This is a genomic window from Rhodococcus sp. NPDC049939, from assembly GCF_040656415.1.
Taxonomy (GTDB): domain Bacteria; phylum Actinomycetota; class Actinomycetes; order Mycobacteriales; family Mycobacteriaceae; genus Rhodococcus_F.
Window position 1 is genome coordinate 62,141 of record NZ_JBFAMC010000006.1, and the last position, 23,339, is coordinate 85,479.

24 protein-coding genes are annotated in these 23,339 nt (G+C 62.2%); 9 read left to right on the forward strand and 15 right to left on the reverse strand.

What is annotated here, in order from left to right:
- Positions 1 to 148: 148 nt before the first annotated feature.
- The 3 genes from AB0I57_RS18565 to AB0I57_RS18575 are packed head-to-tail and all read left to right on the forward strand — an operon-like array spanning position 149 to position 2,407.
- Complete coding sequence (locus AB0I57_RS18565; RefSeq protein WP_358338482.1) at positions 149 to 838, forward strand: isochorismatase family cysteine hydrolase; 690 nt, start codon at positions 149 to 151, stop codon at positions 836 to 838.
- Positions 831 to 974: a hypothetical protein gene (locus AB0I57_RS18570; RefSeq protein ID WP_358338485.1), complete on the forward strand. Its 144-nt coding sequence runs from the start codon at positions 831 to 833 to the stop codon at positions 972 to 974. The genes AB0I57_RS18565 and AB0I57_RS18570 overlap by 8 nt, the downstream gene beginning before the upstream one ends.
- Positions 971 to 2,407, forward strand: a complete 1,437-nt coding sequence (locus AB0I57_RS18575; protein ID WP_358338489.1) for a cytosine permease — start codon at positions 971 to 973, stop codon at positions 2,405 to 2,407. Before AB0I57_RS18570 ends, AB0I57_RS18575 begins: the two co-directional genes overlap by 4 nt.
- 26 nt (positions 2,408 to 2,433) lie before the next feature.
- On the opposite strand, the gene AB0I57_RS18580 is transcribed toward AB0I57_RS18575, so the two are convergent.
- Positions 2,434 to 3,213: a class I SAM-dependent methyltransferase gene (locus AB0I57_RS18580; protein ID WP_358338492.1), complete on the reverse strand. Its 780-nt coding sequence runs from the start codon at positions 3,211 to 3,213 to the stop codon at positions 2,434 to 2,436.
- A gap of 289 nt (positions 3,214 to 3,502) precedes the next feature.
- Between AB0I57_RS18580 and AB0I57_RS18585 the strand changes: the two genes are divergently transcribed.
- Positions 3,503 to 3,967 carry a MarR family transcriptional regulator gene (locus AB0I57_RS18585; RefSeq protein WP_358338494.1) on the forward strand — a complete coding sequence of 155 codons (465 nt, stop codon included), beginning with the start codon at positions 3,503 to 3,505 and terminating at the stop codon, positions 3,965 to 3,967.
- Positions 3,968 to 4,103: 136 nt separating this feature from the next.
- On the opposite strand, the gene AB0I57_RS18590 is transcribed toward AB0I57_RS18585, so the two are convergent.
- The 12 genes from AB0I57_RS18590 to AB0I57_RS18645 all read right to left on the reverse strand — a co-directional run bounded on the left by AB0I57_RS18590 (position 4,104) and on the right by AB0I57_RS18645 (position 15,821).
- Positions 4,104 to 4,880 carry a sulfite exporter TauE/SafE family protein gene (locus AB0I57_RS18590; RefSeq protein ID WP_358338497.1) on the reverse strand — a complete coding sequence of 259 codons (777 nt, stop codon included), beginning with the start codon at positions 4,878 to 4,880 and terminating at the stop codon, positions 4,104 to 4,106.
- Positions 4,881 to 4,917: 37 nt separating this feature from the next.
- Positions 4,918 to 5,325 carry a DUF302 domain-containing protein gene (locus AB0I57_RS18595; RefSeq protein ID WP_358338500.1) on the reverse strand — a complete coding sequence of 136 codons (408 nt, stop codon included), beginning with the start codon at positions 5,323 to 5,325 and terminating at the stop codon, positions 4,918 to 4,920.
- 119 nt (positions 5,326 to 5,444) lie between these two features.
- Entirely contained in the window at positions 5,445 to 5,714 is a 270-nt protein-coding gene (locus tag AB0I57_RS18600) for a metal-sensitive transcriptional regulator (RefSeq protein WP_358338503.1), read from the reverse strand.
- A 513-nt stretch (positions 5,715 to 6,227) separates the two neighbouring features.
- Positions 6,228 to 7,610, reverse strand: a complete 1,383-nt coding sequence (locus AB0I57_RS18605; RefSeq protein ID WP_358338506.1) for an MBL fold metallo-hydrolase — start codon at positions 7,608 to 7,610, stop codon at positions 6,228 to 6,230.
- 179 nt (positions 7,611 to 7,789) lie between these two features.
- Positions 7,790 to 8,866 carry an alcohol dehydrogenase catalytic domain-containing protein gene (locus tag AB0I57_RS18610; protein ID WP_358338509.1) on the reverse strand — a complete coding sequence of 359 codons (1,077 nt, stop codon included), beginning with the start codon at positions 8,864 to 8,866 and terminating at the stop codon, positions 7,790 to 7,792.
- Between the two features lie 171 nt (positions 8,867 to 9,037).
- Positions 9,038 to 10,516 carry an FGGY-family carbohydrate kinase gene (locus tag AB0I57_RS18615; protein WP_358338512.1) on the reverse strand — a complete coding sequence of 493 codons (1,479 nt, stop codon included), beginning with the start codon at positions 10,514 to 10,516 and terminating at the stop codon, positions 9,038 to 9,040.
- A 257-nt stretch (positions 10,517 to 10,773) separates the two neighbouring features.
- A complete protein-coding gene (locus AB0I57_RS18620; protein ID WP_358338515.1) occupies positions 10,774 to 11,814 on the reverse strand; it encodes a cation diffusion facilitator family transporter in 1,041 nt (346 codons plus the stop codon).
- Positions 11,811 to 12,206 carry a metalloregulator ArsR/SmtB family transcription factor gene (locus AB0I57_RS18625; RefSeq protein ID WP_358338518.1) on the reverse strand — a complete coding sequence of 132 codons (396 nt, stop codon included), beginning with the start codon at positions 12,204 to 12,206 and terminating at the stop codon, positions 11,811 to 11,813. The genes AB0I57_RS18620 and AB0I57_RS18625 overlap by 4 nt, the downstream gene beginning before the upstream one ends.
- A gap of 95 nt (positions 12,207 to 12,301) precedes the next feature.
- On the reverse strand, positions 12,302 to 13,075 hold the full coding sequence (locus AB0I57_RS18630) for a glucose 1-dehydrogenase (protein ID WP_358338521.1): 774 nt from the start codon (positions 13,073 to 13,075) through the stop codon (positions 12,302 to 12,304).
- A gap of 28 nt (positions 13,076 to 13,103) precedes the next feature.
- The gene (xylB, locus tag AB0I57_RS18635; RefSeq protein ID WP_358338524.1) at positions 13,104 to 14,591 is read right to left on the reverse strand and encodes a xylulokinase; all 1,488 of its coding nucleotides are present in this window, start codon (positions 14,589 to 14,591) and stop codon (positions 13,104 to 13,106) included.
- A complete protein-coding gene (locus AB0I57_RS18640) occupies positions 14,588 to 15,229 on the reverse strand; it encodes an SIS domain-containing protein (protein ID WP_358338527.1) in 642 nt (213 codons plus the stop codon). Before AB0I57_RS18640 ends, xylB begins: the two co-directional genes overlap by 4 nt.
- A 118-nt stretch (positions 15,230 to 15,347) precedes the next feature.
- A complete protein-coding gene (locus tag AB0I57_RS18645) occupies positions 15,348 to 15,821 on the reverse strand; it encodes an Lrp/AsnC family transcriptional regulator (protein ID WP_358338529.1) in 474 nt (157 codons plus the stop codon).
- 141 nt (positions 15,822 to 15,962) lie between these two features.
- Here AB0I57_RS18645 and pdhA point away from each other — a divergent pair, with 141 nt between their 5' ends.
- The 4 genes from pdhA to lpdA are packed head-to-tail and all read left to right on the forward strand — an operon-like array spanning position 15,963 to position 20,707.
- Positions 15,963 to 17,093, forward strand: coding sequence for a pyruvate dehydrogenase (acetyl-transferring) E1 component subunit alpha (gene pdhA / locus AB0I57_RS18650; protein ID WP_358338532.1), 1,131 nt, complete (start codon positions 15,963 to 15,965; stop codon positions 17,091 to 17,093).
- Positions 17,094 to 17,097: 4 nt separating this feature from the next.
- Positions 17,098 to 18,102, forward strand: a complete 1,005-nt coding sequence (locus tag AB0I57_RS18655; RefSeq protein ID WP_358338535.1) for an alpha-ketoacid dehydrogenase subunit beta — start codon at positions 17,098 to 17,100, stop codon at positions 18,100 to 18,102.
- Positions 18,099 to 19,325, forward strand: a complete 1,227-nt coding sequence (locus AB0I57_RS18660; protein WP_358338538.1) for a dihydrolipoamide acetyltransferase family protein — start codon at positions 18,099 to 18,101, stop codon at positions 19,323 to 19,325. Before AB0I57_RS18655 ends, AB0I57_RS18660 begins: the two co-directional genes overlap by 4 nt.
- Positions 19,325 to 20,707, forward strand: a complete 1,383-nt coding sequence (gene lpdA / locus AB0I57_RS18665) for a dihydrolipoyl dehydrogenase (RefSeq protein ID WP_358338541.1) — start codon at positions 19,325 to 19,327, stop codon at positions 20,705 to 20,707. Before AB0I57_RS18660 ends, lpdA begins: the two co-directional genes overlap by 1 nt.
- A gap of 105 nt (positions 20,708 to 20,812) precedes the next feature.
- Here lpdA and AB0I57_RS18670 read toward each other — a convergent pair whose 3' ends face one another.
- A complete protein-coding gene (locus tag AB0I57_RS18670) occupies positions 20,813 to 21,712 on the reverse strand; it encodes a metallophosphoesterase (RefSeq protein ID WP_358338544.1) in 900 nt (299 codons plus the stop codon).
- A 201-nt stretch (positions 21,713 to 21,913) separates the two neighbouring features.
- The gene (locus AB0I57_RS18675) at positions 21,914 to 22,210 is read right to left on the reverse strand and encodes an antibiotic biosynthesis monooxygenase (protein WP_358338547.1); all 297 of its coding nucleotides are present in this window, start codon (positions 22,208 to 22,210) and stop codon (positions 21,914 to 21,916) included.
- Between the two features lie 105 nt (positions 22,211 to 22,315).
- Between AB0I57_RS18675 and AB0I57_RS18680 the strand changes: the two genes are divergently transcribed.
- On the forward strand, positions 22,316 to 23,329 hold the full coding sequence (locus AB0I57_RS18680) for a helix-turn-helix domain-containing protein (RefSeq protein ID WP_358338550.1): 1,014 nt from the start codon (positions 22,316 to 22,318) through the stop codon (positions 23,327 to 23,329).
- Positions 23,330 to 23,339 lie beyond the last annotated feature (10 nt).

The following is a 23,339-nucleotide window of genomic DNA, read 5'->3' on the forward strand; positions in this document are numbered from 1 at the left end:
TCAGGCACACCGGGCGAATTCGGCAACGACGTATTGTATGTGTTGCGAACTATCTATATGCGGCCTGAGGCTTTGGTTGGCCCGCACACCGAGCGCACACTGCGAGAGCAAGGTGCGCTCACCCCCGCAGGCAAGCAAAGGTAAGACAATGGTAAATAGCAGCCATACTGCACTTCTTGTAATAGACATGCAGAAGGAAAGCAAGTACGGCATCGAACACATGCAGGAAGCAGTGGATTCTGCAGAGTCTGTGATCGGCATCTGCCGTTCGCTGTCGGTCCCGGTCATATACACCCGACACGTGAGCCGAGTAGACGGTGCGGGACTGATCAACAACGAGATTCTCGATGATTCGGGGAAACCTGTTTTCTACCGGTCCGATACCGAGAATCTCGAGGTGATCGACCAGCTCGAGCCACGCGTTGGCGAGGTCGTCATCGACAAGTATCGGTGGAGTGGATTCCACGAAACTTCCCTGGATCTCATACTCCGTACCCAGAAGATCGAAACGGTGATCGTCGTCGGATTTACGACCGACTGCTGTGTTTTGACCACGGTGTTCGATGCCTTTTCCCGCAACTACAACGTCGTGTTGGTGAAGGACGCTTGTGCCGCCACTAATTCCGGTGCACACAAGTCTGCCATTCTGAACATGGCGAATTGGACTTACGGGATCGAAATCATCGATTCCAAAGAGCTGATCAACAAGATGTCGGGTTCCGCGTATACGTCCTGGAAGGCGACCGCACCTGATCTGGTGGCCTATTCGAGCAAGAGGATCGACGACGCCTATGAATCCCTCTCATCGGAGTTCAAGGGAGATTCATTCAATGACTGAGGATCAGCGCAAGAACTTCGACTCCGATGAATCCACCGACCTTTCCAGAACCGACCAAGTCCTGATGCTGCTACTGGCGATCGTCCCCATTACTCTTTCGACCTGGTGGTATGTAGCGCAGGGAATGTCGAAGTGAGTGGTGAGGCCTCGACGTCACTACCACTGAAGAAGTCGCAACGGTACGCCGGCTTCTTCTCGATATTCTGGCTGTGGGCCGGAGGGAACGTACTGCTTACGAACTTCATCTCTGGATCTTCATATGCCAGCGGTCTCGGATTCGAGAACATGTTGGTGATCACCGTCACCGGGTTCATGCTCGGATTCGCCTTCTGCTCATGGAATTCTCAGCGTAGCGCGCGATACGGAATTGATGAGATCGTGTCGCTGCGCCCGGCATTCGGCCCTCGAGGTTCGGCATATGGAACTCTGGTTCTCGTCTGCGTGAATTTCGGCTGGGTCGGTATTCTGGCTGCACTTGCGGGTACGGCCACGAAGATCGTGGCCGATGGTCAAGGAATCAGTTTTACAGGCGACTACTACGTGTACTCGATCGGTGCGGGCATATTCATTCCATTACTCATAATCACCTACAGTCAGAAGGCTTCGTTCACGGTTTCGCGGCTTGTTGTGCCACTTCTGGTGGCCTTTGTCGGATATATCGTCGTCCGGTTGTTCATCGATGGTCATATTTCAACGATTGTGAACAAGCCTGGTGACGGTAGTTCCGATTGGGCCATTGCATTCGAAATCATCTTCGCTTTCTCGATATCTTGGTTCCCATATCTGGGATCTTGGAACAGATTCTCCAGCACCGAGAAATCAAGTTTTTGGGGAACGTATCTCGGACTGTTGGTGACGGGCGTGACATTTGCCGTCGTGGGCGGCATGGCGACGCTCGCAACTGGAGAGATAGACCCGGCCATCTGGGCCAATGAACTGGACCTGGGATTGGTGTCTCTGCTGATTATCGTATTGGGCACAATCACGGCGGTCACGCATCTTCTCGGTTCGGGATCAATGGGTATTTTGAGTACGTTCCCGCACACGAACTACAGAATTGTGTGCGTGTTGGTGACCGTTCCGTCCGCGATATTCGTCTTCGGCGCGTCGTTGCAGGGCATCTTCGACACCCTGCTCATCTTCATCGGCTTGCTCGTGGGGCCATATTGGGCGGTGGCGCTCGTCGACTACTTCTTCCTTCGGCGACAGCGCATCGACGTGAAGGCGTGCTTCGATACGGCGGGGCCGTATTGGTACAGCCACGGGTTCAACGTCTTGGCCTTCGTGAGCGTGCTGGTCGGTATGGCCGTATGGGTGTTCCTCGGCGGATGGCAGAGCGGATTCTCGGTCTTGACCTTCTCTGCGGGTCAGGAAGCCTTCGGACGGATCAGTGCGACACTTCCAGCCATGGTGGCCTCGGGCGGGGTCTATTACCTTCTGGGCAAGACCGTGATCCCGAAGCTGGGTCTGGGCGGGTACGACGTTGCACACGAGAGCGCCGACAACCCCGAGCATGCGATAGCGCGGCTGGAAGTACCGGTTGGGCATCAGTGGAGGGCCACTCGTTGATTTCGCCACGGCGTTTTCGCGCCGGTTCATGTCGGTCGGTGTAGGTAGGTCCGTAGAACCATTGCGCGGTGCCCGGGTCCGACGGCGTCGACGGCGCCGATGAATGTGGCCAGTCCTCCGCGGGAGGCTTGGTGTGCCAGTGAAACCACCGATTGTTCGGCGAGCATGGTCACGCTGTCGTGGCGGTGGATGGCGCTCTCGAGATCGTCGGTGGTCGAGAGGAACTTCGTGGCGGCGTCGCGGAAGTTCGACTGCCAGGCACTGACTCGGCGCACCCAGGGTGCGACGGTGTCGAACACGAACGTCTGGATGGGCGCGCAAGACCGAGTCACCGCGATGTCGATCAATGAGCCGAGGTCGTTGGGAGCGAGATACATCAGCAGTCCTTCGCCTAGGACCAACGTCGGCCGTTCGGCCGGAACGGTTATCCACCATCGAGGGTCTGCCACCGAGTCGGCGAGCATGGTCACGCCTTCGCGATCCGGCACCAGTTTGCGCCGCAGCTCTATGACCGGCTCCTGATCGACGTCGAACCACACAACACTCGGCCCGGGGTCGACGCGCCGCACGCGGCTATCCAGACCGCAGCCTAGATGCAGCACCACCGCGTCGGCGTGGCTGGCGACGAATGTGCGTGCGATGTCGTCGACGGCCTTTGCGCGACTCGCGATCAGCGGCTGATTTCCTTTCAGCTTCTCGAATCGTCCGAAGTCGTAGTCGATGCGTTCGAGCATCGGCGTCGCGTAAGGGTCGGCGAGGATGGGACGCGGTGAGTGGGCATCCCGGGCATGTAGGTACAGCGTCATGAGCGTCGTTTCTTGCTCGCGATGAAGCTCAACGCGTTCGAGGGCCATTGGCCTACCAATCTGCTTGTGAAAACACCTTCAGGAGAGTACGACCGAGCTGAACGCCCCCAGTTCGGGCAACGTCAGCATTGATCGGATTGGGTGGTGTCCCAGGGGTTCTCGCCGCACGAGAACTCCGTCCTGACACTGATGGACGGCACAGGTGGTCCGGTGTAGGTTCTAGACACCCAGTATGGATATGGATAGATATTACAGTCGTGACTGTAATGACGCAAATTTAAGGAGGGTGATGGAGACCGCGGCTGAAATGGCGTGGATCGAGCAGGTGGCCAACTTCTTCGCCGAACAGGAAGGACTGCCGCCGATCACCGGCCGCATCCTCGGATGGTTGATGATCTGCGAACCCGCTGAACAGTCGGCAGCAGAAATCGCCACCGCGATCAAAGCCAGCCGCGCGTCTATGACGAGCAATATCCGCACCCTGATGGCCGTCGGGCTCATCCGTCGACGTACCCGCGCCGGCGATCGCACCTCCTACTACCGCATCGATGACGATGCTTGGGAAGCAGCCGTCCGTCGACGCATCGAGGGCATGGTCAAGTTCGAAGGCATCGCGGCTGACGGCCTGCAGATCGTCGGACCAGAAACACCGCGCGCATCGCGATTGCACGCTGCCTACGGCGTGTACCGATGGGTGGCCGAAGTGTTCGCAAGCCGAGGCGCCGAATTGCCTCCAAAATCCGCCAGCTCCTGAAAACGCACTGCGACAACACTGAACTACGGTTCGGGTTCGGGGCCGGGGCCAGCTCCCTCAGGTCAGGACGGGACGAGCAACACCTTGACCGATCCGGTGTTGCCGGAAACAGGGTCGAGCCCCTTCTGGAACTCGGTCAGCGGTAGCTGAATATCGTGTCGATCAGTATGTACGTTGCGACAACGAAGACGAGATAGGCGAACCAGCGTTGGAGTCGGTCGGTGTCGATGCGGGTGCCGAAATGGGCAGCGACGAGCGACCCGACTATGGCGGTGCCGGCGAAGGCTACGGTGATCGCCCAGTCGATGCTTGCGCCACTCAGGTGCGAGATCAGTCCGGCCGCCGAGTTCGCGACGATTATCAGCAGCGACGTCCCGACGGCGATCTGAATCCCGACACCGAGCATCAATACCAGGGCGGGAATGATGAGGAAGCCGCCGCCGACTCCGAACAGTCCAGTCAGGAATCCCACTGCGAATCCGGCCGGAATCGAGCGGGGCGCGCACCGCCGCCAGTTGATTCCTGAATCGCCAGTCTTGCAGGCAGTTCCGACGTTGTCACTGTCGAGCAGCATCCGAATACCCGCGACGACCATAACAGCGGCGAAGCCGAGCATAATTGCGGACTGGGGCAGAAGTCGGCTCACCGCGCTCCCGGCGAAGGTGGCGGGGATGCCTGCGGCGGCGAAGATTCCCGCCAGCCGCCATTCGACCTGTTGAGCGCGCAGTTTCGGGAGGACGCCGACTGCGGAGGCGATGCCGATCACGAGCAGCGATATCGGTATCGCCTGTTCGATGCCGAGTCCGAGGCCGTAGACCAGAGCGGGGACGGCCAGGATCGATCCGCCGCCGCCGAGTAGGCCGAGCAGAATTCCGATAACTGCGCCGAGGGCGAGGGCGACTGTCAGGGTCACGATCTTCCTTCCCGGTACCCGCCGCGAGCCAAATGGGTCAGGCGTGCTGTGTGCTGAGGGAGTCGATCGCGGCTTGGAGTTTGGTGGTGGCTTCGCCGGCGACGGACTTCAGTCCCGGTTCGTCGGTCACTTCGACCATCAGCGCCGGGTTCATCGCGTCGATGATGACTGCATTCTCGGTGGATGGGTCGGTGCGTACGACTACGTTGCACGGCAACAGCAGCCCGATCTGCCGGTCCACGTTCACGGCGCGGTGCGCGAGCGCCGGGTTGCAGGCCCCGAGGATCAGGTAGTCCTCCATGTCCTCGTCGAGCTTGGCTTTCAGCGTTGCCTTCATGTCGATCTCGGTGAGTACGCCGAAACCCTGCTCGGACAGGGCTTGGCGGGTCCGCTGTACGGCATCGTCGAAGGAGGTATGCAGTGTGGTTGACAATGCGAGGTTCATGGTTGCTTCCCTGAGTTGTAGTGGTTCGTGTCTGACGCCCGGGATGTCCGGGGCGGTGGGGTGTAGCTGATGGTTTGTTGTTGTCTTGAACGGTGCCACCAGGCTGCCCCACCGTGAGTTCAAGCGAGAGAGAGGAAGAGCTTTTCGAGTTCCGCTTCGGTCATTGGTTGCGTGTTCTCCTGGGTGTCACCGGTGAGGCATTCACGCAGTCCGGCTGCGACGATCTTGAAGCCCGCTCTGTCGAGGGCCCGGGATACCGCGGCCAGTTGGGTTACGACCTCCTTGCAGTCGCGGCCCTCCTCGATCATCGAGATCACACCGGCGAGCTGCCCATGTGCCCGGCGTAGTCGGTTGAGTACCAATGCGTGGCTGTCTTCGTTGCCGACCATTGCTGATTCCTTTCGTTGGATGGGTCGATTGTTTGATGCACCACCCCGTGAGGGGATCTCGTTGGAAGAAAACGATATTCGTCAGAGTTGTTGGTCTGGAATTTCGAACTCGATGGATATTCACGATTTCATGGGCGATGAGGACCGACGGAGCACTTGAATCAAACCAATTGCAGTCGTTCTATTTACGCTGTGGTGATCAGGATCCGAAGAGTGCGCGGAAGAACCGCGGCTTCGCTCTTGGGGCGGATTTCTTGGCGCATGTGCACCGGTCGGAGGCGGGCACGGATGCCATGACGCCATCGGCGTGCTGGCCGCATCCGCCCCAGGTCGTTTTTGCGCACTGCGAGCAGGTCGTGGGGTAGCACATGATCATCTCTCCTAGCAGGTTTCTGTTGGTTTTTCGGCTACGGATTTCACGGAGTTCTTCTACGAGGGGGCGACGGAGTGATGCTTGACCTCTGCGTGGACGAGGGTCCAGGCTGTCCCGGAAGCCACCTTCGTCGTGTTACATCACGAGCCGGCAATCTTGTGCGCAGCCCATTCGTCGTAGCCGCCGACGAGGTCGCTGACCTGCTCAAAGCCTCGAGCTCGCAACAGCGACGCGGCGACGCTGGAACGCCACCCGCCAGCGCAATGCACCACGATCGGCCGATCATTGGGGAGATCATCGAGTCGGAAACGCAGCTGCGCCAGCGGAATCGGCACAGCACCCGGGATCACTCCGAATTCACGTTCGCCCGGATTGCGGATATCGACGAGCATCACCGCCTCTGTGGCGAGCAGCTGATCGAGTTCCGCGACAGTGATCCTTGCCGCCGTTTGCATGAGATCAGCCAGTTCCGCAGGAAAGGCGCCGTCGGCGTCCACGGTCAAGTAGCTGTCCGCGTGATCGGAGCCGATGCGCGCGAGCCGCATCGCCGCTTCCTGCTCCTGCCCAGGGTAAGTGATCAGCACGACCTTCTCCCCGATCTCGGCGACCATGCCCCCGGTCTCGGCGAACCGGCCGTCGAATCCGACGTTGACCGACCCCTTCAGGTGCCCGGCGGCGAAGTCGTCGGGGGTACGGGCATCGAGCACTTTTGTGCCGGAGGCGAGTTCGGTGCGCAGTTGCGCTGCGGACACTGCGGGAATGTGGCGTTGCTGGTCGAGCAAGGGATGAGTGGCCTTGTTCAGGGACGCGGCGACGGAGAAGTACGCGGGCACCGCCGGCTGCCCATCGGTGATCAGAGCGACGAACGCATCCTCGCTCATCGGTTGCACGGACGGGTTGGTACGGCGTTGCTCACCGATCGTCGAGGTCAGCTTCGCCGACAGGTTCTTCCCACAGGACGAGCCGGCACCGTGCGCGGGCATCACCGTCACCGAATCAGGCAGGGTCAGCAGCGTCCGATGGATGGTGTGATACATGGCCCGGGCCAGGTCGGTATTGGAGCCGTCACCGAGATTGACCAGGTCGGGGCGGCCAACATCGCCGATGAACAGCGAATCGCCGGTCAGCACTGCCGACGGGAGCGCCTGTGGTCGCTCGCGGACCAGCAGGCTGATCGATTCCCAGGTGTGTCCTGGGGTGGACAGAATTTCGATATCTACCTCGCCGAGGCTGATGTGCTCGTCGTGCCGGAGTCGGCGGATCGGGTAGTCCGTTTCGGCAGCCTCGCCGAATCCGATCCACGCGCCGGTCGCCTCGAGTAGTTCCAGATGCCCGGAAACGAAATCCGCGTGGAAGTGAGTGTTGATCACTCCCTCGATGGTCAACTCGAATCGGCGGGCGTCGGCAAGGTACTCGGTGATGTCACGTCGAGGATCGACCACGACGGCACGTCCCGTGCTCTCGTCGCCGATCAGGTACGACGCATGTGACAGACACTCGATGTAGTACTGCTCGAGGATCATCTTGCTACCTCCAGAACGGGAATCTCCTTGCTGCAGTCAGATTGCCAGATACCCATGGGGGTATGCAATTACCCTAGGGGGTATGTGACCGAGCAGATAGAAGTCACCGACTCGCGAGCGGGGCGAGGGATTGAATATTCACTCGGAGGAAATGCGGGCTGTGGTACCGCTCCGCCTGGTCAGGACGGGATGAGCGACACTTTGACCGATTCGGTGCCGGCGGCTACGAGATCGAGCCCCTTCTGGAACTCGGTGAGGGGTAGCTGGTGGCTGCAGATCTTGTCCATCGGCAGTTCGCCCGACTCGAGCATCCGGATGGCTGCCGGCCAGCAATGCGGGCCCAGGTGCGCGCCGAGAACGTCGAGTTCCTTGTCGTCGCTGATGATGCTCCAGTCGACCGTGGCATCGCTGCCGAAGACACCGTATTCGACGTACGTTCCCAACTTGCGCAGGAGGCTCAATCCCTGGGTCACAGCCGAGGGGTGGCCGGTTCCCTCCAAATAGACATCGGCCCCGTAACCGTCGGTGAGATCTTTGACGACCTTCTCGGCGTCTTCGTCGCGGATATTCACGACGATGTCCGCCCCGCATTCCTTGGCAAGCTCGAGCTTCTCGGGTACCAGGTCCAGCGCAATGACGTGAGCGGGATTCTTCGCCCGTGCGCCGATCACCATGCCGAGCCCTATGGGGCCGCACCCGGCGACGACCACGACGTCGTCGAAGGTGATGCCGGCACGTTCGACCGCGTGGAGCGAGCACGAAAGTGGCTCGGTAAAAGCCGCGTGCGCCGGTGGGAGATCCTTGGAGATCTTGTAGACCAGCGCCTCGGCCGGATAGGTCATGTACTTCGCCATCCCGCCCGGCGTCCGGCGCTTGAATCCATACATGTCGTGCGGCTTGCACATGTGGTACTGGCCTCGCTCGCAATACCGGCACTTCCAGCAGGGGACGATCTGTTCGGACACCACCCGGTCACCGACCTGGACGCTCCACCGGGCAGCGCCCTCGCCATCGATTTGCACAATCTCGCCAACGAATTCGTGGCCGGGTATCACCTCGGTCTCAGCCCACGCCGGCCGGTTCTCGTCCCCCCAGAATTTGGCGGCTCCGTGGTAGCACTTCAGATCGCTAGCGCAGATGCCAACGGCTTCCACGCGCACCAGAGCCTCCCCTGGACCCGGAACGGGAACCGGTACGTGTTCGAGTCGGTAGTCACCAGGGCCATGACAAATCACTGCCTGCATAGTTTCCGACATCGCTTCTCCCCACTTGGTGCAGAGTCCCGGATGGTTGAGAAGCCGGATGCAGAGAGTGCGGGCAGCCGACTCTCGATATGGTGACCATCACAGTGCTGACTATCACGCTAACGAAGAGCGAGGGCCAAATCCAATTTCCGGACTCGGATGCTGCGTCGATAGCTGAACTTCTCAGCCGAGACGGGCCAGGCGGTGCATCTGTTCACGCGTGGCCGGATAGAGCTCCAGCCACATCTCGTACAAGTTGTCATACATCTCGCGGTGGTCCGGGTTCGGCTTGATTTCGTTCGTGATCGTGGCCCAATCCGTCTCCGGCGGAACAAGTCCTACGCCGATCGCGGCGAGTAGTCCGTCGCCGTGACTGGCCCCGATCGTCTGATCGGGTAGTAACTGGGTGCGGCCGGTGATGTCGCTGAGTGCCTGCGCCCAGATCGGGCTGCGCAACCCGCCTCCGACGGCGACCACTCGCTTCACCGGTGCGTCTGCACTGTCGAACATGTCGAGAATCTGTCTGGTTCCGAATGCGATGCCCTCGTACGATGCGCGGAACAGGTGGCCTCGCCCGTGCCTGAGGGTCAGTCCGGCGACCACGCCGCGTGCATCGGGGTCGAAGACCGGGGTCCGTTCTCCGGCAAGATATGGCAGCACCAGCAGTCCGTCCGATCCGGGAGGCACCGCCGCGGCTTCTGTCATCAGTTCATCGAAAGAGGCTCCACCCGTGACCTTTTGCAGCCAATTGGTCAGTGTACCTGCCGTCGCCGTGCCACCTGCGAGGGTGTATGTATTCTCCGGCACGCCCGCGGTAGTCCACAGCGCCGGGCTGGTGTGGAACTTCTCGAGTACCTGCACCAGAAACATCGTCGACCCGTACATCAGCATCAGATCACCCGGGTGGCGGACACCGATGCTCAACGTGTCGGCAAGGGCGTCCAACGTGCCCGCGACCACGGGCGTACCCTCCGGAATGCCCGTTTCACCCGCAGCGCGGGCATGCACGGTGCCGACTACCTCAGCGGGCCACACAAGCCGTGGAAGCGGCAGTCCGGCGAGGATCCTCTGCGCCCAGTCCTCGTTCCAGCGGAAATCCCTGATCGAGTACAGCGGATCGCATGCGCTCGCGGTGGGATGGTCGTGTATGTACTCGCCGGTGAGCTTCGCGGCGATGTACGAGTTGGAGCCGTACCAGCGTTTTGCTCGTGCGAAGACGTCCGGCTCGTTCTTCCGTACCCACTCGATCTTCGGACCGACCGCTTGACTCGACAGTGGCTTGCCCCCGCGGGCCAGAATGTTCTCGGCTCCGAACAACGCGGTGAGTTCATCGATCTCGACGGAAGCCCGGGTGTCGATGCCGTAGAGGATTGCAGGCCGAACCGGGGAGACGTTCTCATCGCACAACGCCAGGCAGGGGCCCACCCCACTCACACATATTCCCGAGACGCGCGAACCCGGTGGCCGGCTGTCGAGCAGAGTCTTGCTGATCCGGCAGACGTCTGCCCACCAGGTCTTCTCCGCATCAACTTCCGCCCAGCCCGGCCGTGGCAGAGATATTTCGTGGGGGACCTGGTGTGAAGCGACGATGACGCCGTCCGGCGTCACCAGCACGCCCTTGCTGCTGCTGGTCCCCATGTCGATACCCACGAGAAGGTCCACGTCAGTCAGCCTCTCCGTCGGGCGCATCGCTGCGGCGGTGAGTTGCCGCCGGTGAGCAGTGGCCCGGGTGAGCGACCGGCGTGCTCGAACCCCACAGCTTTCTACTGTCCGTCACACTACCGCGACCGGTACTGCGACGAGAGGCGAGAATTTCCATTGTGGAATGAGGCTTACTCGTGCCGCGCCTCGGTCCGAATACGGCGCACTCGGTGGTGTCCGAATTCGGAGTATTGCGATGAAATATGTTGTGTGCCTGGTCAGTGTCCTCTCGCGGTGACCGAGCTGTGTGCAGGATAGGCGTGGATGAGTGCGGTGGAAAGTTTCGGCACCGTGTGGGTGAGGGTGTGTTCGGCCTCGTGTGCCAGCCGGTGAGCGTCGGCCAAGCTCGTGGCGGGGTCGATGTCGAGTTCGACGTCGGCGTGAAGGCGGTGCCCGATCCACCTCATCCGCACGCTACGCACTTGGAGTACCCCGGGTTCGGCGGACAGGGATTGTTCGGCGGTTTCGACGAGTTCAGGATCGACGCCGTCCATCAGGCGGCGCAGCACATCTCGCGCCGCATTCCGCAGAACCGCGAGGATCGCGACGGTGATGACGAGTCCGATGATCGGGTCCGCGAGCGGAAAGCCCAGGGCAACGCCACCGGCACCGAACAGCACGGCCAGCGAAGTGAATCCGTCTGTGCGAGCATGCAATCCGTCGGCAACCAGTGCAGCTGAGCCGATCCGACGCCCGACCCGGATGCGATAGCCGGCGACGATTTCGTTGCCGAGGAACCCGACGAAACCGGCGACCGCGACCCAGCCGACATGCTCGATCGTGACCGGGTTGATCAGCCGCCGCACTGCTTCGACCCCCGTGATCACCGCGGACAGGGTGATCATCGCGACCACGAACAAGCCGGCCAAGTCCTCGGCGCGCCCGAAACCGTAGGTGTAACGGCGGGTTGCCGCCCGTCGGCCCAGCACGAACGCTATCCAGAGTGGGATTGAGGTCAGCGCGTCGGAAAAGTTGTGCACTGTGTCCGCCAACAGTGCGACCGACCCGGAGACGGCCACGATCGCCAGTTGAGCGAACGCGGTGATACCCAGGATTACGAGGCTGATCTTGACGGCCCGGATGCCGATGGCACTGGACTCGAGGGCGTCATCGACGCTGTCGGCCGCATCGTGGCTGTGCGGCGCGAACACCTCACGAACTGCCGCACCGATCCGCCCACCGAGCCCATGTCCGTGTCCGTGCCCATGCCCGTGCCCGTGCCCGTGGTTGGTGGAGGCGGGGTGCGGTGTGTGGTTCATGCCGGGTGCTCCGATACACGTTCCGGCGCCGCCGATTCACCGCCCATGCGGTGGTGCCGGGGAATTCCAGGCCCGGCATGCTCGGCGTTGAACACCGCATCGGTCACCAGTTGGCGAACGTGCTCATTTTCCAGGCGGTAGATCACCTGGTTGCCCTCTTTTCGGGAACGGACCAGCCGGGACATCCGAAGTTTCGCGAGATGCTGCGACACCGACGGTGCGGGCTTCCCGACATGCTCGGCGAGGTCGTTGACGGACAACTCGCCGCTCGTCAGTGCCCACAAGATCTGTACCCGAGTTGAATCGGACAACATACGAAACACCCCTACCACCAGATCGACCTGGTCGTCCGGCAACTTCTGCCGACAGGCAATAGCAGTATCTGCATTCATACGCAGATACTAACACTGGGGGAATCTTCTTGTCGCTGGTCGGAGAGTTGAGTGACGCTGAGTGGGATTCCGGTCGGGTGTCGCTGGTTCGGCACTCACCAGATCGTGTAGCCGCCATCTGCAACGAGGACTGATCCGGTGATGAAACTGGCGGCATCGCTGGCGAGAAAGACGACGCTGGGTGCGATCTCCTCGGGCATCGCGAACCGTTGCTGGGGCGCGTCGTCGATCCAGCACCGCTTGAACTCTGGATTGTCGACGGGCGACATCGGAGTCTTCACGTAGCCAGGTGCCAGCGCGTTGACTCGGATGCCGAGCGGTGCCCACTCGCCGGCCAGCGATTTGGTGAGGTGGTGCACGGCGGCTTTCGACGTGTTGTAGGCGGGCTGCATCTGCGGACGGTTGACAATGATCCCCGACATGGAGCCGATATTGACGATTGATCCGCCGCCACGCTCGCGCATGTGAGCACCCACGGCAATACTGCAGTGCCACAGCGCTTTCACATTGAGGTCGAAGACCCGGTCCCACTCCTCCTCGGTGACGTCCCAGGAGTCGTTGTGGATTCCGGCACCGGCGTTGTTGACCAGGATGTCGATGTGTCCGAGCGCGTCGATCGCCTCTCTGGTCATGCGCTCGACGTCGGCATGGGAGGTGATGTCGGCGGTGATCGAGGCGAATTCGTGCCCCTCGGATGATGCGTCGACGACGACCTGTTCGTTGCGTTCGGCGTTGCGTCCCGCGATGGCGACGCGCGCGCCCGCATTGGCGAGGCCGAATGCGAATGCACGGCCGAGTCCCTGGTTTCCCCCGGTGACCAAGGCGGTCCGTCCGGTCAGGTCGAACGGGTTGGGCCTGGTAGTAGTCATGGATTGATCCTTCCCGGGAGTATGTCCGTCATGTGGCGGCTTCTGCGTGGTCGAGGGTGTCGACGGCCGCACACTCCGCCCAGCGGGCGCGCACTGCCCCGATATCACGGCCGTTAGCTCGAGGTTCCACCGTTATTCGGGTAGGCGGTGCCCAGCGCTGAGCCACATCGATCATTCCCTCGACGTCGGTGCCTGCCGATACGGCGGCGGCCTGCACGCAAGCTCCTCGAGCGGTGGCCTCGTCCGCCTCGGGCACGGTGACGACGTCGTCGGAGAGATCCGCGAGGAGCTGAAGTGTCGCGCGCGAACGGGCGCCGCCGCCTACCGCTGTCATCGGACCGTCACAACGTAACCCGTGAGAGCGCATCGCATCTCGGTGTGACAACAGCGACAGCAGTGGCCCCTCCAGGAATGCGCGAGCCATCTCCTCTCGAGTGGTGGCCGAGGTGACGTCGGATAGCAGGCCGTGCGCGTTGGGACGGTTCGGTGTGCGTTCGCCGTCGAGAAAAGGTACGAGAATCGGCCCCTGCCCTGGGTCTGCGGCGAGCGCGAGTTCGGACAGCCCTGCGTGGTCGGTTCCGAGGATTCGGGCGGCCGTGTCGCCGACCCGTGCCGCGTTGAGTGTGCAGACGAGGGGAAGGTAGCCGCCGGTTGTGTCGGCTACTCCGCTGATGGTGCCGGTCTCGTCGAATACGGGTGTGCGTGACGAGGTCGCGACGACGCCGGACGTTCCCAGCCCGAAGTATTGGTCTCCATCGGTCAATCCCAGGCCTAGATACGCGGCGTGCTGGTCGCCCGCACCGGCACCGACCAATACCGTGTCCGAAAGGTCGAGTTCGGCTGCAGCGTCAGCACATACGACACCGGCCGGCTCGGTGCCGCTGAGCACCGTCGGTAGGAGCGGAAGCCAGTCGCGTTCTCCGGCGGCGGCATCGAGGTATTCGGGCAACCAGGCCGAGGTGGTGGCGTCGAAATAGCCGGTGCCGGAGGCGTCGGACCGGTCGGTGACGGCCCGGCCGGTCAGCCGATGAACAAGGTAGTCGTGGGGAAGCAGGACAAGGCGGGTCTGATCGAGAACCGACGGTTCCCGCTCGGCAACCCAAGCCAGCTTCGCGATCGTGAATGCCGCAGTCGGCAGCGTTCCGATTCGCCGGACCCACTGCGGTCCGCCGAGGCTGTCTACGAGCTGGGCCAGCTGGGGTGCGCCCGTGGTGTCGTTCCATAACTTGGCTGGTCGCAGCGGCCTGCCGTCGTCGTCGAGCAGCACGAGTCCGTGGCACTGTGCTGCGACCGACAGCGCGCGCACTGTGATCGGTCCCGCACGCGACAGTGCTGTGCGGACAGCGGTGACCATAGCGTCCCACCACGATTGAGGATCCTGCTCGCTACACGGCGGGAAGGCAGGCGTGTGCGGAGCGGACCCGGAGGCGAGTAGCGCACCGGTGTCCATGTCTCGGATCTCGGCCTTGCAGGACTGGGTGGACGAGTCGATGCCGACCACGACGGGGCGGGTCAAAGTACGACCACGGGTCGGTTGTCGTCGTCGATCAGATCCTCGCGGGTTCCGACACCGCCTGCGGGGTGAGATCGAACGACGTCATGGATGGTGTGGCCGTTGAGTGCCATCGCAACGACGGCGACGGCGTCACCCCACGCGCCGACCGCGAGTGTGCTCGCGAGGGCGATCATGCCGCCCGGATCGGCGTCCGGGATGGTGGGAGGTAACTCGGCGACGTCGGTGGCAGCGGCCGCGAAGGGGGACCCGGCGTCCTCGGTGACCGCGACTACGCGAACCTTGCGGCTCACCAGACGAGTCACTAGTTCGGTCAGCTCGCTGGAAAGTCCGGTCTTGGAGATCGCGACTACGAGGTCGTCGCCGTCGACTGCACCCATTCCGCCGTGGAGCGCATCCGTCGCGGCCAGGTAGAGAGCCGGGGTGCCGCAAACCGAGAGAAGATGGGCCAGGCGTGCGGCCATGATTCCCGACGTTCCCGAACCGGTTGTGATGATCTTGCCGGGAGTATCGACCACGGTGCGCGCCACGCGCACGACGCTCGGTCCGACCGAATCGACCAAAGCGGACAGCCCGGCGGCTTCCCGAACCAATACGGTCTGCGCGAGGATTTGCAGTGCGGCGTCGTTGTTTTTGCTCATGTGCCGTACCTCATCGCTCACCTGCAGTGCACGAATCGGATCATGCCCACAGGCCCTTTCTTTTGTCAATGAATACGCAGGTAGTCAGTCGGTCGACATCGAATCGCCCGCGCAGCGCTCACACCCATTCCGCGCCCGGCCCGTTCGCCTCTTCGAAGATCAACCACGTTCTGGTGGACAACACACCTTCGAGACCTTGCAGTTGCTCGAGTACCACGTGCCGGAGCGCACGGTCGTCGGGTGAACGGACCAGCACGAGAACATCGAACTCGCCGCCCAGTAGTGAATAGTGCTCGACGAACGACAGGCTTCGAAGTTGTGACGCGATTCCCCGCCATGAGTCCTGTTTGATCGACAAGGCGACGAATGCCGAGGACCCGAGTCCGGCCTTCTCGTGGGCGATCCGTGTGGTGAAGCCCTCGATGATCCCTTCGCCTTGCAGGCGCCCGATTCGCGTGTAGGCGTGCGCGCGAGAGATATGCGCCTTCTCCGCGAGAGCCCGGATCGAGATGCGACTGTCCGCGACCAGTTCCCTGATGATGCGCCGGTCGATCGCGTCCAACACATATGGGTGCGATGGATCGTCGGCCATCTGTCTACCTCTGCTGTGGTCTATCACACATCCGTGAGACGTTTTGTCGTCAGTGACCCGATTCTAGGCCGTTTGTCTCCACTTGCATCTCTGCGTTGTCGCTCAGTCGGCCAATTGGGAGCATTGCTGCACATAGTGCATATGGAGGTAGATGTGACGCTCATGGAGCCCGTGGGTGCACGGCAATATCAGAAGTTTCTTCCGGCCGACCACGCGGTGCAGTACCTCGACGCGGCGGGCGAGTTGACCAAGTCCGATGCCCGATACCCGAAGCCCAGTGATGACCGACTTGCCGAGATGTATCGAAATATGGTTCTCGGCAGGCGATTCGATCAACAAGCGACCGCGCTGACGAAGCAAGGCAAGCTGGCGGTGTACCCGTCCTCTCGTGGCCAGGATGCGTGTCAGATAGCGGGGGCAATGAGCCTGCGGCCGACGGACTGGATGTTCACCACCTACCGGGACTCGATGGCCCTCACGGCGCGCGGTATCGACCAGGTCGAGGTTCTCGGCATGCTCGCGGGGAAATGGCACTGCGGATACGATCCCGCCCGACACCGCAGCGCCCCACAATGCACACCCCTGGCAACCCAGTTGCTGCATGCCGTGGGCGTGGCATACGGCGAGAAGCGCAAGGGTCGCGACACCATCGCCCTGGCGTTCTGCGGCGACGGCGCCACCAGTGAGGGCGACTTCCACGAGGCATTGAACTTCGCAGGCGTGTTCAAAGCCCCTGTGGTTTTCCTGGTGCAGAACAACGGCTTCGCAATCAGTGTGCCGATCGCCCGGCAGAGCGCCGCCCCGACGCTGGCGCACAAGGGCGTCGGCTACGGAATCGGCAGCGAGCAGGTGGATGGCAACGATCCGGTCGCGATGCTAGCGGTGATGGACGAGGCTGCAGTGTTCGTCCGCGCCGGCAATGGTCCTGTGATCGTGGAAGCCCATACCTATCGGATGGACGCGCACACCAACGCCGACGACGCCACCCGGTACCGAGACGAGTCGGAGGTCGAGCAGTGGCTCAGCCGTGACCCGTTGGCTCGGCTGGAGAAGTACCTACGTGGGAAGGGTCTGCTCGACGACGAGGAAGCTGATGCCCTCGATGCGGAGGCCGAGGAAGCCGCGGCGGCTTTACGCGCCGGAATGAATACGGAACGACGGGCCGACCCGATGGATCTGTTCCGCTACGTCTTCGCCGAACAGACCCCCCAACTGCGCGAGCAGCAGGCGCAGGTCGAAGCCGAACTGGCCGCTGAATCCGAGGAGCACTGACACCATGCCCACGACCACGATGGCCCAGGCCCTGAACACTGCACTGCGGGAAGCCCTCACCGCCGACGAGAACGTCGTCGTCTTCGGTGAGGACGTCGGTGCCCTCGGCGGCGTATTCCGTGTGACGGACGGGTTGACCCGCGACTTCGGCGACAACCGCTGCTTCGACACCCCCCTCGCCGAGTCGGGCATCGTCGGCTTCGCTGTCGGAATGACGATGGCAGGCTTCCGCCCGGTCGTGGAGATGCAGTTCGACGCGTTCGCGTACCCCGCGTTCGAGCAGATCATCTCGCACGTCGCCAAGATCAGGAACCGCACCAAGGGCGCCCTGTCGGTCCCGATGGTGATCCGCGTCCCGTTTGCCGGCGGCATAGGCGGGGTGGAGCACCACTGCGATTCGAGTGAGGCCTACTACGCTCAGACCCCGGGGCTGAAGGTGGTCGTTCCATCCACAGTCGAAGACGCCTACACGCTTCTTCATCAGGCCATTGCCGACCCCGACCCGGTTATCTTCCTCGAACCCAAGCGCCTGTACTTCTCGAGCGCCGACGTCGACCTCGTGGTCGGCGCGCCGATCGGGCGGGCTTCGGTGCGCCGCTCGGGCGCCGACGCCACCATCGTCGCCTACGGACCGTCGATGAGCATCGCGCTCGAGACCGCTGAGGCTGCCGCCGCACAAGGCCACGATCTCGAGGTGATCGATCTGCGCTCGATCGTGCCGTTCGACGACGAGACCGTCATGGCGTCGGTTCGCAAGACTGGTAGGTGCATCGTCGTCCAGGAAGCGCAGGGCTTTGCCGGGGTCGGGGCGGAAGTTGCCGCCCGCGTTCAGGAACGGTGCTTCCATTACCTGCACGCGCCTGTCCTTCGGGTCAGTGGTTTCGACATCCCGTACCCGCCACCGGAACTCGAGAAGTTTCATTTGCCGGACGTGGACCGTGTCCTTGACAGTGTGGAACGGTTGCAATGGAACGACACCGTCGATACGCGTTGGGCGGTATCCGTATGAGCGACCAGACCTTCATGCTTCCCGACCTCGGCGAGGGTCTGACCGAGGCAGACATTTCAGAATGGAAGGTGAAGGTCGGCGACACGGTCGCCATCGACCAGGTAGTCGTGGAGGTCGAGACGGCCAAGGCGGCAGTCGAGGTGCCGATTCCATTCGAGGGCACCGTCGTCGCACTGCACGGTGCAGAAGGCTCGACGCTGAAAGTCGGGACTCCTCTGATCACGGTCAGCGACGCGGTTCATGGGCAATATCGGGAAGAAGAACGTGCCGGGTCCGGCAACGTCCTGATCGGATACGGAACCAGTGAGAACACTCGCCGTCGCCGCCGACGCGTGCACGCGGACGAACGCGTGACTGCACCGGCACCGAGTCCCGCCGCCCCGTCACGGGTCATCTCACCCGTCGTCCGCAAACTTGCACTCCGCAGCGGTCTCGACCTGTCGAACCTGTCGGGAACCGGTTTCGGCGGTGTGATCACCCGAGCCGACGTCGAAACTGCTCTCGCCGCAGTACCCGAGGGCAGGACTGCCGAGCATCAGCGGATCCCGATCAAGGGTCTTCGCAAGTCTGTCTCCGACAAGCTCTCGACCAGTCGACGGGAGATTCCGGATGCAACTACGTGGGTTGACGTGAACGCCACAGCGTTACTCGACGCTCGGCGGGCGATCAACGCGTCGCTCGGCGACACCGAGGTGAGCTTGCTGGCACTTCTGGCTCGGATGACCCTGTCGGCCCTGAAACAGTTCCCGGAGTTGAACTCCACCGTCGATACCGAACACAACGAGATCGTGCGATACGAGCACGTCAATCTGGGTATCGCCGCCCAGACTCCGAGAGGGTTGGTTGTCCCGGTCATAGAAAATGCGGACCTCCTCACGACACTCGAGCTTGCGCAGCAACTTCGGGATACCACCGATCTGGCCCGTGCCGGAACCCTTGCGCCCGGGCGTCTGTCCGGGGGAACCTTCACCCTCAACAACTACGGTGTCTTCGGCGTCGACGGATCGACACCGATCATCAATCATCCGGAAGCCGCGCTCCTCGGCGTTGGTCGAATTGTCGACAAACCTTGGGTCGTCGATGGGCAGGTGGCCGTCCGGAAGGTCACACAGGTATCGCTCAGCTTCGATCACCGCGTGTGCGACGGCGGTGTCGCGGGAGGGTTCCTGAGGCTGTTCGCCGACTACATCGAAAATCCGATCTCGATGTTGGGCTGGCTCTGATGACCGAAACTCACAGCGATGTACTGATTCTCGGCGGTGGGTCGGGCGGCTACGCTTGCGCCTTTCGCTCCGCCCAACTCGGACTCTCCGTCACATTGATCGAGTCGGACAAGGTCGGTGGAACGTGCCTTCACCGGGGATGCATACCGACCAAGGCTCTCTTGCACACCGCCGCGGTGGCGGACACCCTCCGGTCGAGTGCGGCAGTCGGCGTACGGGCAAGTTTCGAAGGCATCGACCTCGATGCCGTTCACGAGTACAAGAACGGTACTGTGGAGCGTCTGTACAGAGGACTTCTGGGACTCGTCGAGCGTCACAAAGTGAATACGGTTGTGGGGCACGGTAGTTACCTCGGGGACCGCACGGTCGAGGTCGACGGCGTCCGATACACGGGCTCTTCCGTCGTACTGGCGACCGGGTCGTACGCCGGTGCAGTCCCGGGCATCGAACTTGGTGATCGGATCGTCACCAGTGACCGGGCGCTGAATCTCGAATTCACACCGGAGAGGGCGATCGTTCTCGGTGGCGGGGTGATCGGCGTCGAGTTCGCCAGTATCTGGAGATCATTCGGAGCTGAGGTGACCGTCGTCGAAGCGCTTCCGCGACTGGTTACTTCGGAGGATTCGTGGTGTTCGAAGCAACTCGAACGGGCGTTTCGCCGTCGGGGCATCGCCGTCAGAACGGGTACGAAGGTCGTGGCGGCTAAGGAATCGGACGACGGTGTGGCCGTCGAACTCGACACCGGTGAGATCCTGCAGGCAAACCTTCTGCTGGTGGCCGTGGGACGTGGACCACGCACCGCGGACAGCGGATTCGCCGAAAACGGCATCGCTCTGGAGCAGGGTTACGTAGTCACCGACCAGCGCTTACGGACAACCTCGGAGTGCGTGTACGCTGTTGGTGACATAGTTTCCGGACTCCAGTTGGCGCACAGAGGATTCCAACAAGGCGTCTTCGTTGCCGAGGAGATAGCGGGTCTCCAGCCGCTTCCAGTGGCCGAGCACCTCATTCCTCGCGTGACGTATTCGCACCCCGAGGTCGCGTCTGTCGGACTGAGTGAGGATGCTGCCAGGAAGTGGTACGGCGACGTCACCACCGTCGTTTACGACCTTGCAGGCAACGGCAGGAGTCAGATTCTGAAGACCTTGGGAGGGGTCAAGGTCGTGCGGATCGGAGGCAATGGTGCGGATGGGCCCGTCGTCGGAGTGCACATGGTCGGCGACCGGGTTGGTGAACTGATCGGTGAGGCTCAACTGATCGCGGCATGGGAAGCGCTGCCCGCTGACATCGCCCCCTTCTTGCACGCGCACCCGACTCAGAACGAGGCGCTGGGCGAGGCGATCCTCGCACTTGCGGGAAAGCCGCTGCATGCGCACAACTAGTGAGGCGCAACTAGTAGTTGACAGTTGTCAAGAAACCTACGCGAACACCGTTCCAGTGCAAACGGATTCAGTATCCGCAAGGACACTGATCAGCTACCGAGAAGGCTACATTCGGCAGCTGACGGGATGGGAACCGACTTCGTGCAGGTTGACCACCACCATGTTGTTGTCGATCGGGCTGTTGTCCCGCCCCAACCCATCGATGACGGTGCGGTAGTCGCTGCCGTCCAGAATCGTGCGATACCGGTGGTGGAAGTGTCCGTGCCACAACCGTCCGGGGCGAACCTGATCCACGACATACCGCAGCTTGGCGCGGTTCGCCTCCGATTCGGCAAGTTCCTCTGCGGGAAAGCCGTAGCGGTCACGGGCCATGCCCGGGACCTCGATACCACCTGGGCAGTCGTGGCAGAACATGACATCCGCCGGTCCGCCGTCGACGGCAGCACGGACGTCGGCATCGCTGATCTGTTCCTGGGGCCACCACGACTTGCCCTCGGTACGTAGGAATCGGTCGATCGAATGGGCGCCGCCGAGGGCCAGGCAACGCGTCTGACCCCAGTTCCAACGCAGTCCGCGTGGGAGGTGCACGATCCGCTCTCTCAAGTAGCGCAATCGGTCTTCGGCAACCGGTTGCGCAAGAAGCCAATCGAAGTCCTCGTGGTTGCCCTCGACGAACCCCAGGACCATGTCTTGGGCTGCGAGGGCCTGGTCGATACCGTCGAGAAAGGCTTCTTTGAAGCTGTAGCCGAAGTCACCGAGGTGGACGAGGATATCCGCGTTTCGCTTTGCCGCGTGCACGATGACCTGCCGGCCGAAATCGGTGTTGGCGTGCCAGTCACCGGCGATCGCGATCCTGCGCGGTGTTTGGAAGAAGCGGCCTCGCACCTTTTCTCCGCTAGCTGCACGGTAGGCGCGAAGCGGCGTCGACGGCTGGCTGAACGTTCGGGATGCGCGGAGGGTCGGTTGTCCGAGGCGATCGGTCTCACGCGATGGTGTTGGTGACATCAAGAAGGCTCCTTCCTGGCATCAAAGGAGCCGTCGACCTCGAAGACCAGGTGTTCGGGTAGACACAGCAAGCCTAGCGAGTAGGGAACCCGTCGCTCATTGTCAGTCTATGCTTCGCCGAGGTCGCGTGAGGGCGGATTTTGGTCTAGAACGGGTTCCAAATCGCGCAGGGGGCAGCCGAGGACGTGCGAGTGCCTCGCTTTACTTGGCGGCGATCAGGTCGACCGCGCGAATGCTGGGATCCTTGGCGAGCAGCTCGGGTCCGATCAGGTTCAATGCTTCCGGGATGGGCCCGGTCAGGTGCGCCTGGCGACCCTGTTCGTCGCTGAATGTGTCGAATATGCCGTACGTGGTCTCGCTCAGTTTGAACGCGTACCAAGTCACGGTGCCGCTCTCTTCCGCAGCCAGGGCGCGTCCCTGTTCGAGGAACGCCGCCAGTTCCTCGCCCTTGCCCGGCTTGGCCTCGAGCAGGGCCAGTATTCCCCTGTCGATCGCCACAATGCCTCCTCATACTGGGGTCTTCGAGTTTGTTCACTCATCACGCTATTGGGGCGGTGCCCGAAGTGGCGCGTCGGAAGCGCCACGTTTGCTACCGTTTTCGCCATGAGGGTGGCGGTTTTGACCGTAGACGGCGTCTTCGACTCGGGCCTGAGTATCGTGCTCGATGTACTTGCGACGGCAAACGCTCTCCACGACGGTATCGAGGCAGGCCGGCCACCCTTTACCGCTGTTCCGGTCGCGGTGGGGCCATCGGTCCGTACCGGCCACGGGTTGGTACTCGCCACCACACCGTTGGAAGACATCGTCGAGCCGGCCGATGTGCTCATGATGCCCGCCATCGGGGTGAGGACCCCCGCGCAGATCGTCGACGTGGTACGCGGACATCCTGCGCTGGACTGGGTGGTAGAGGGCCGACGCTCGGGCGCTGCCCTCGCCGCGGCCTGTAGCGGAACCTTTTTCTTGGCCGAGGCAGGGATTCTCGACGGGTTGACGGCGACGACGAGTTGGTGGCTCGGTCCAGCGTTCCGCGCCCGTTATGCCCGTGTCGATCTCGATGAGCGCCGCACACTCACCCACGACGATCGGGTGACGACAGCCGGTGCGGCTTTTGCCCACATCGATCTGGCACTGACGATTGTCCGGCAGCACAGCCCCGCGCTGGCCGATCTTGTGGCGCGGTACCTCCTGATAGGAGACAGGCCCTCTCAGGCAATCTTCGCAGTGCCGTCGCTGCTGGCCACCGCTGATCCCACGATGATGGCATTCGAACGTTGGGTCCGTGATCATCTCGAAGAGCCGTTGCCGGTCAGCGTTGTCGCACGTGCGATCGGCGTGAGTCAGCGAACACTTCAGCGAACGACGGCCGCTGTCGTGGGCATGTCGCCGATGGAATTCGTTCAAGAAATCCGGCTCGACCAGGCAACGTTCCTCCTACGCACCACCCAGCAGAGCGCCGATGCGATAGCCCGAGCCGTCGGCTACCAGAACGCCGCCACACTACGCGCACTGATCCGACGTCGACGTCACACCAGCATCACTGAAATCCGTCGTGGCAGTAGCCAGTTCGGATCAGAGCATCACCGTGGTCGAGCAGCGATTCACGTACGGCACATGTAGAGACGCAGTC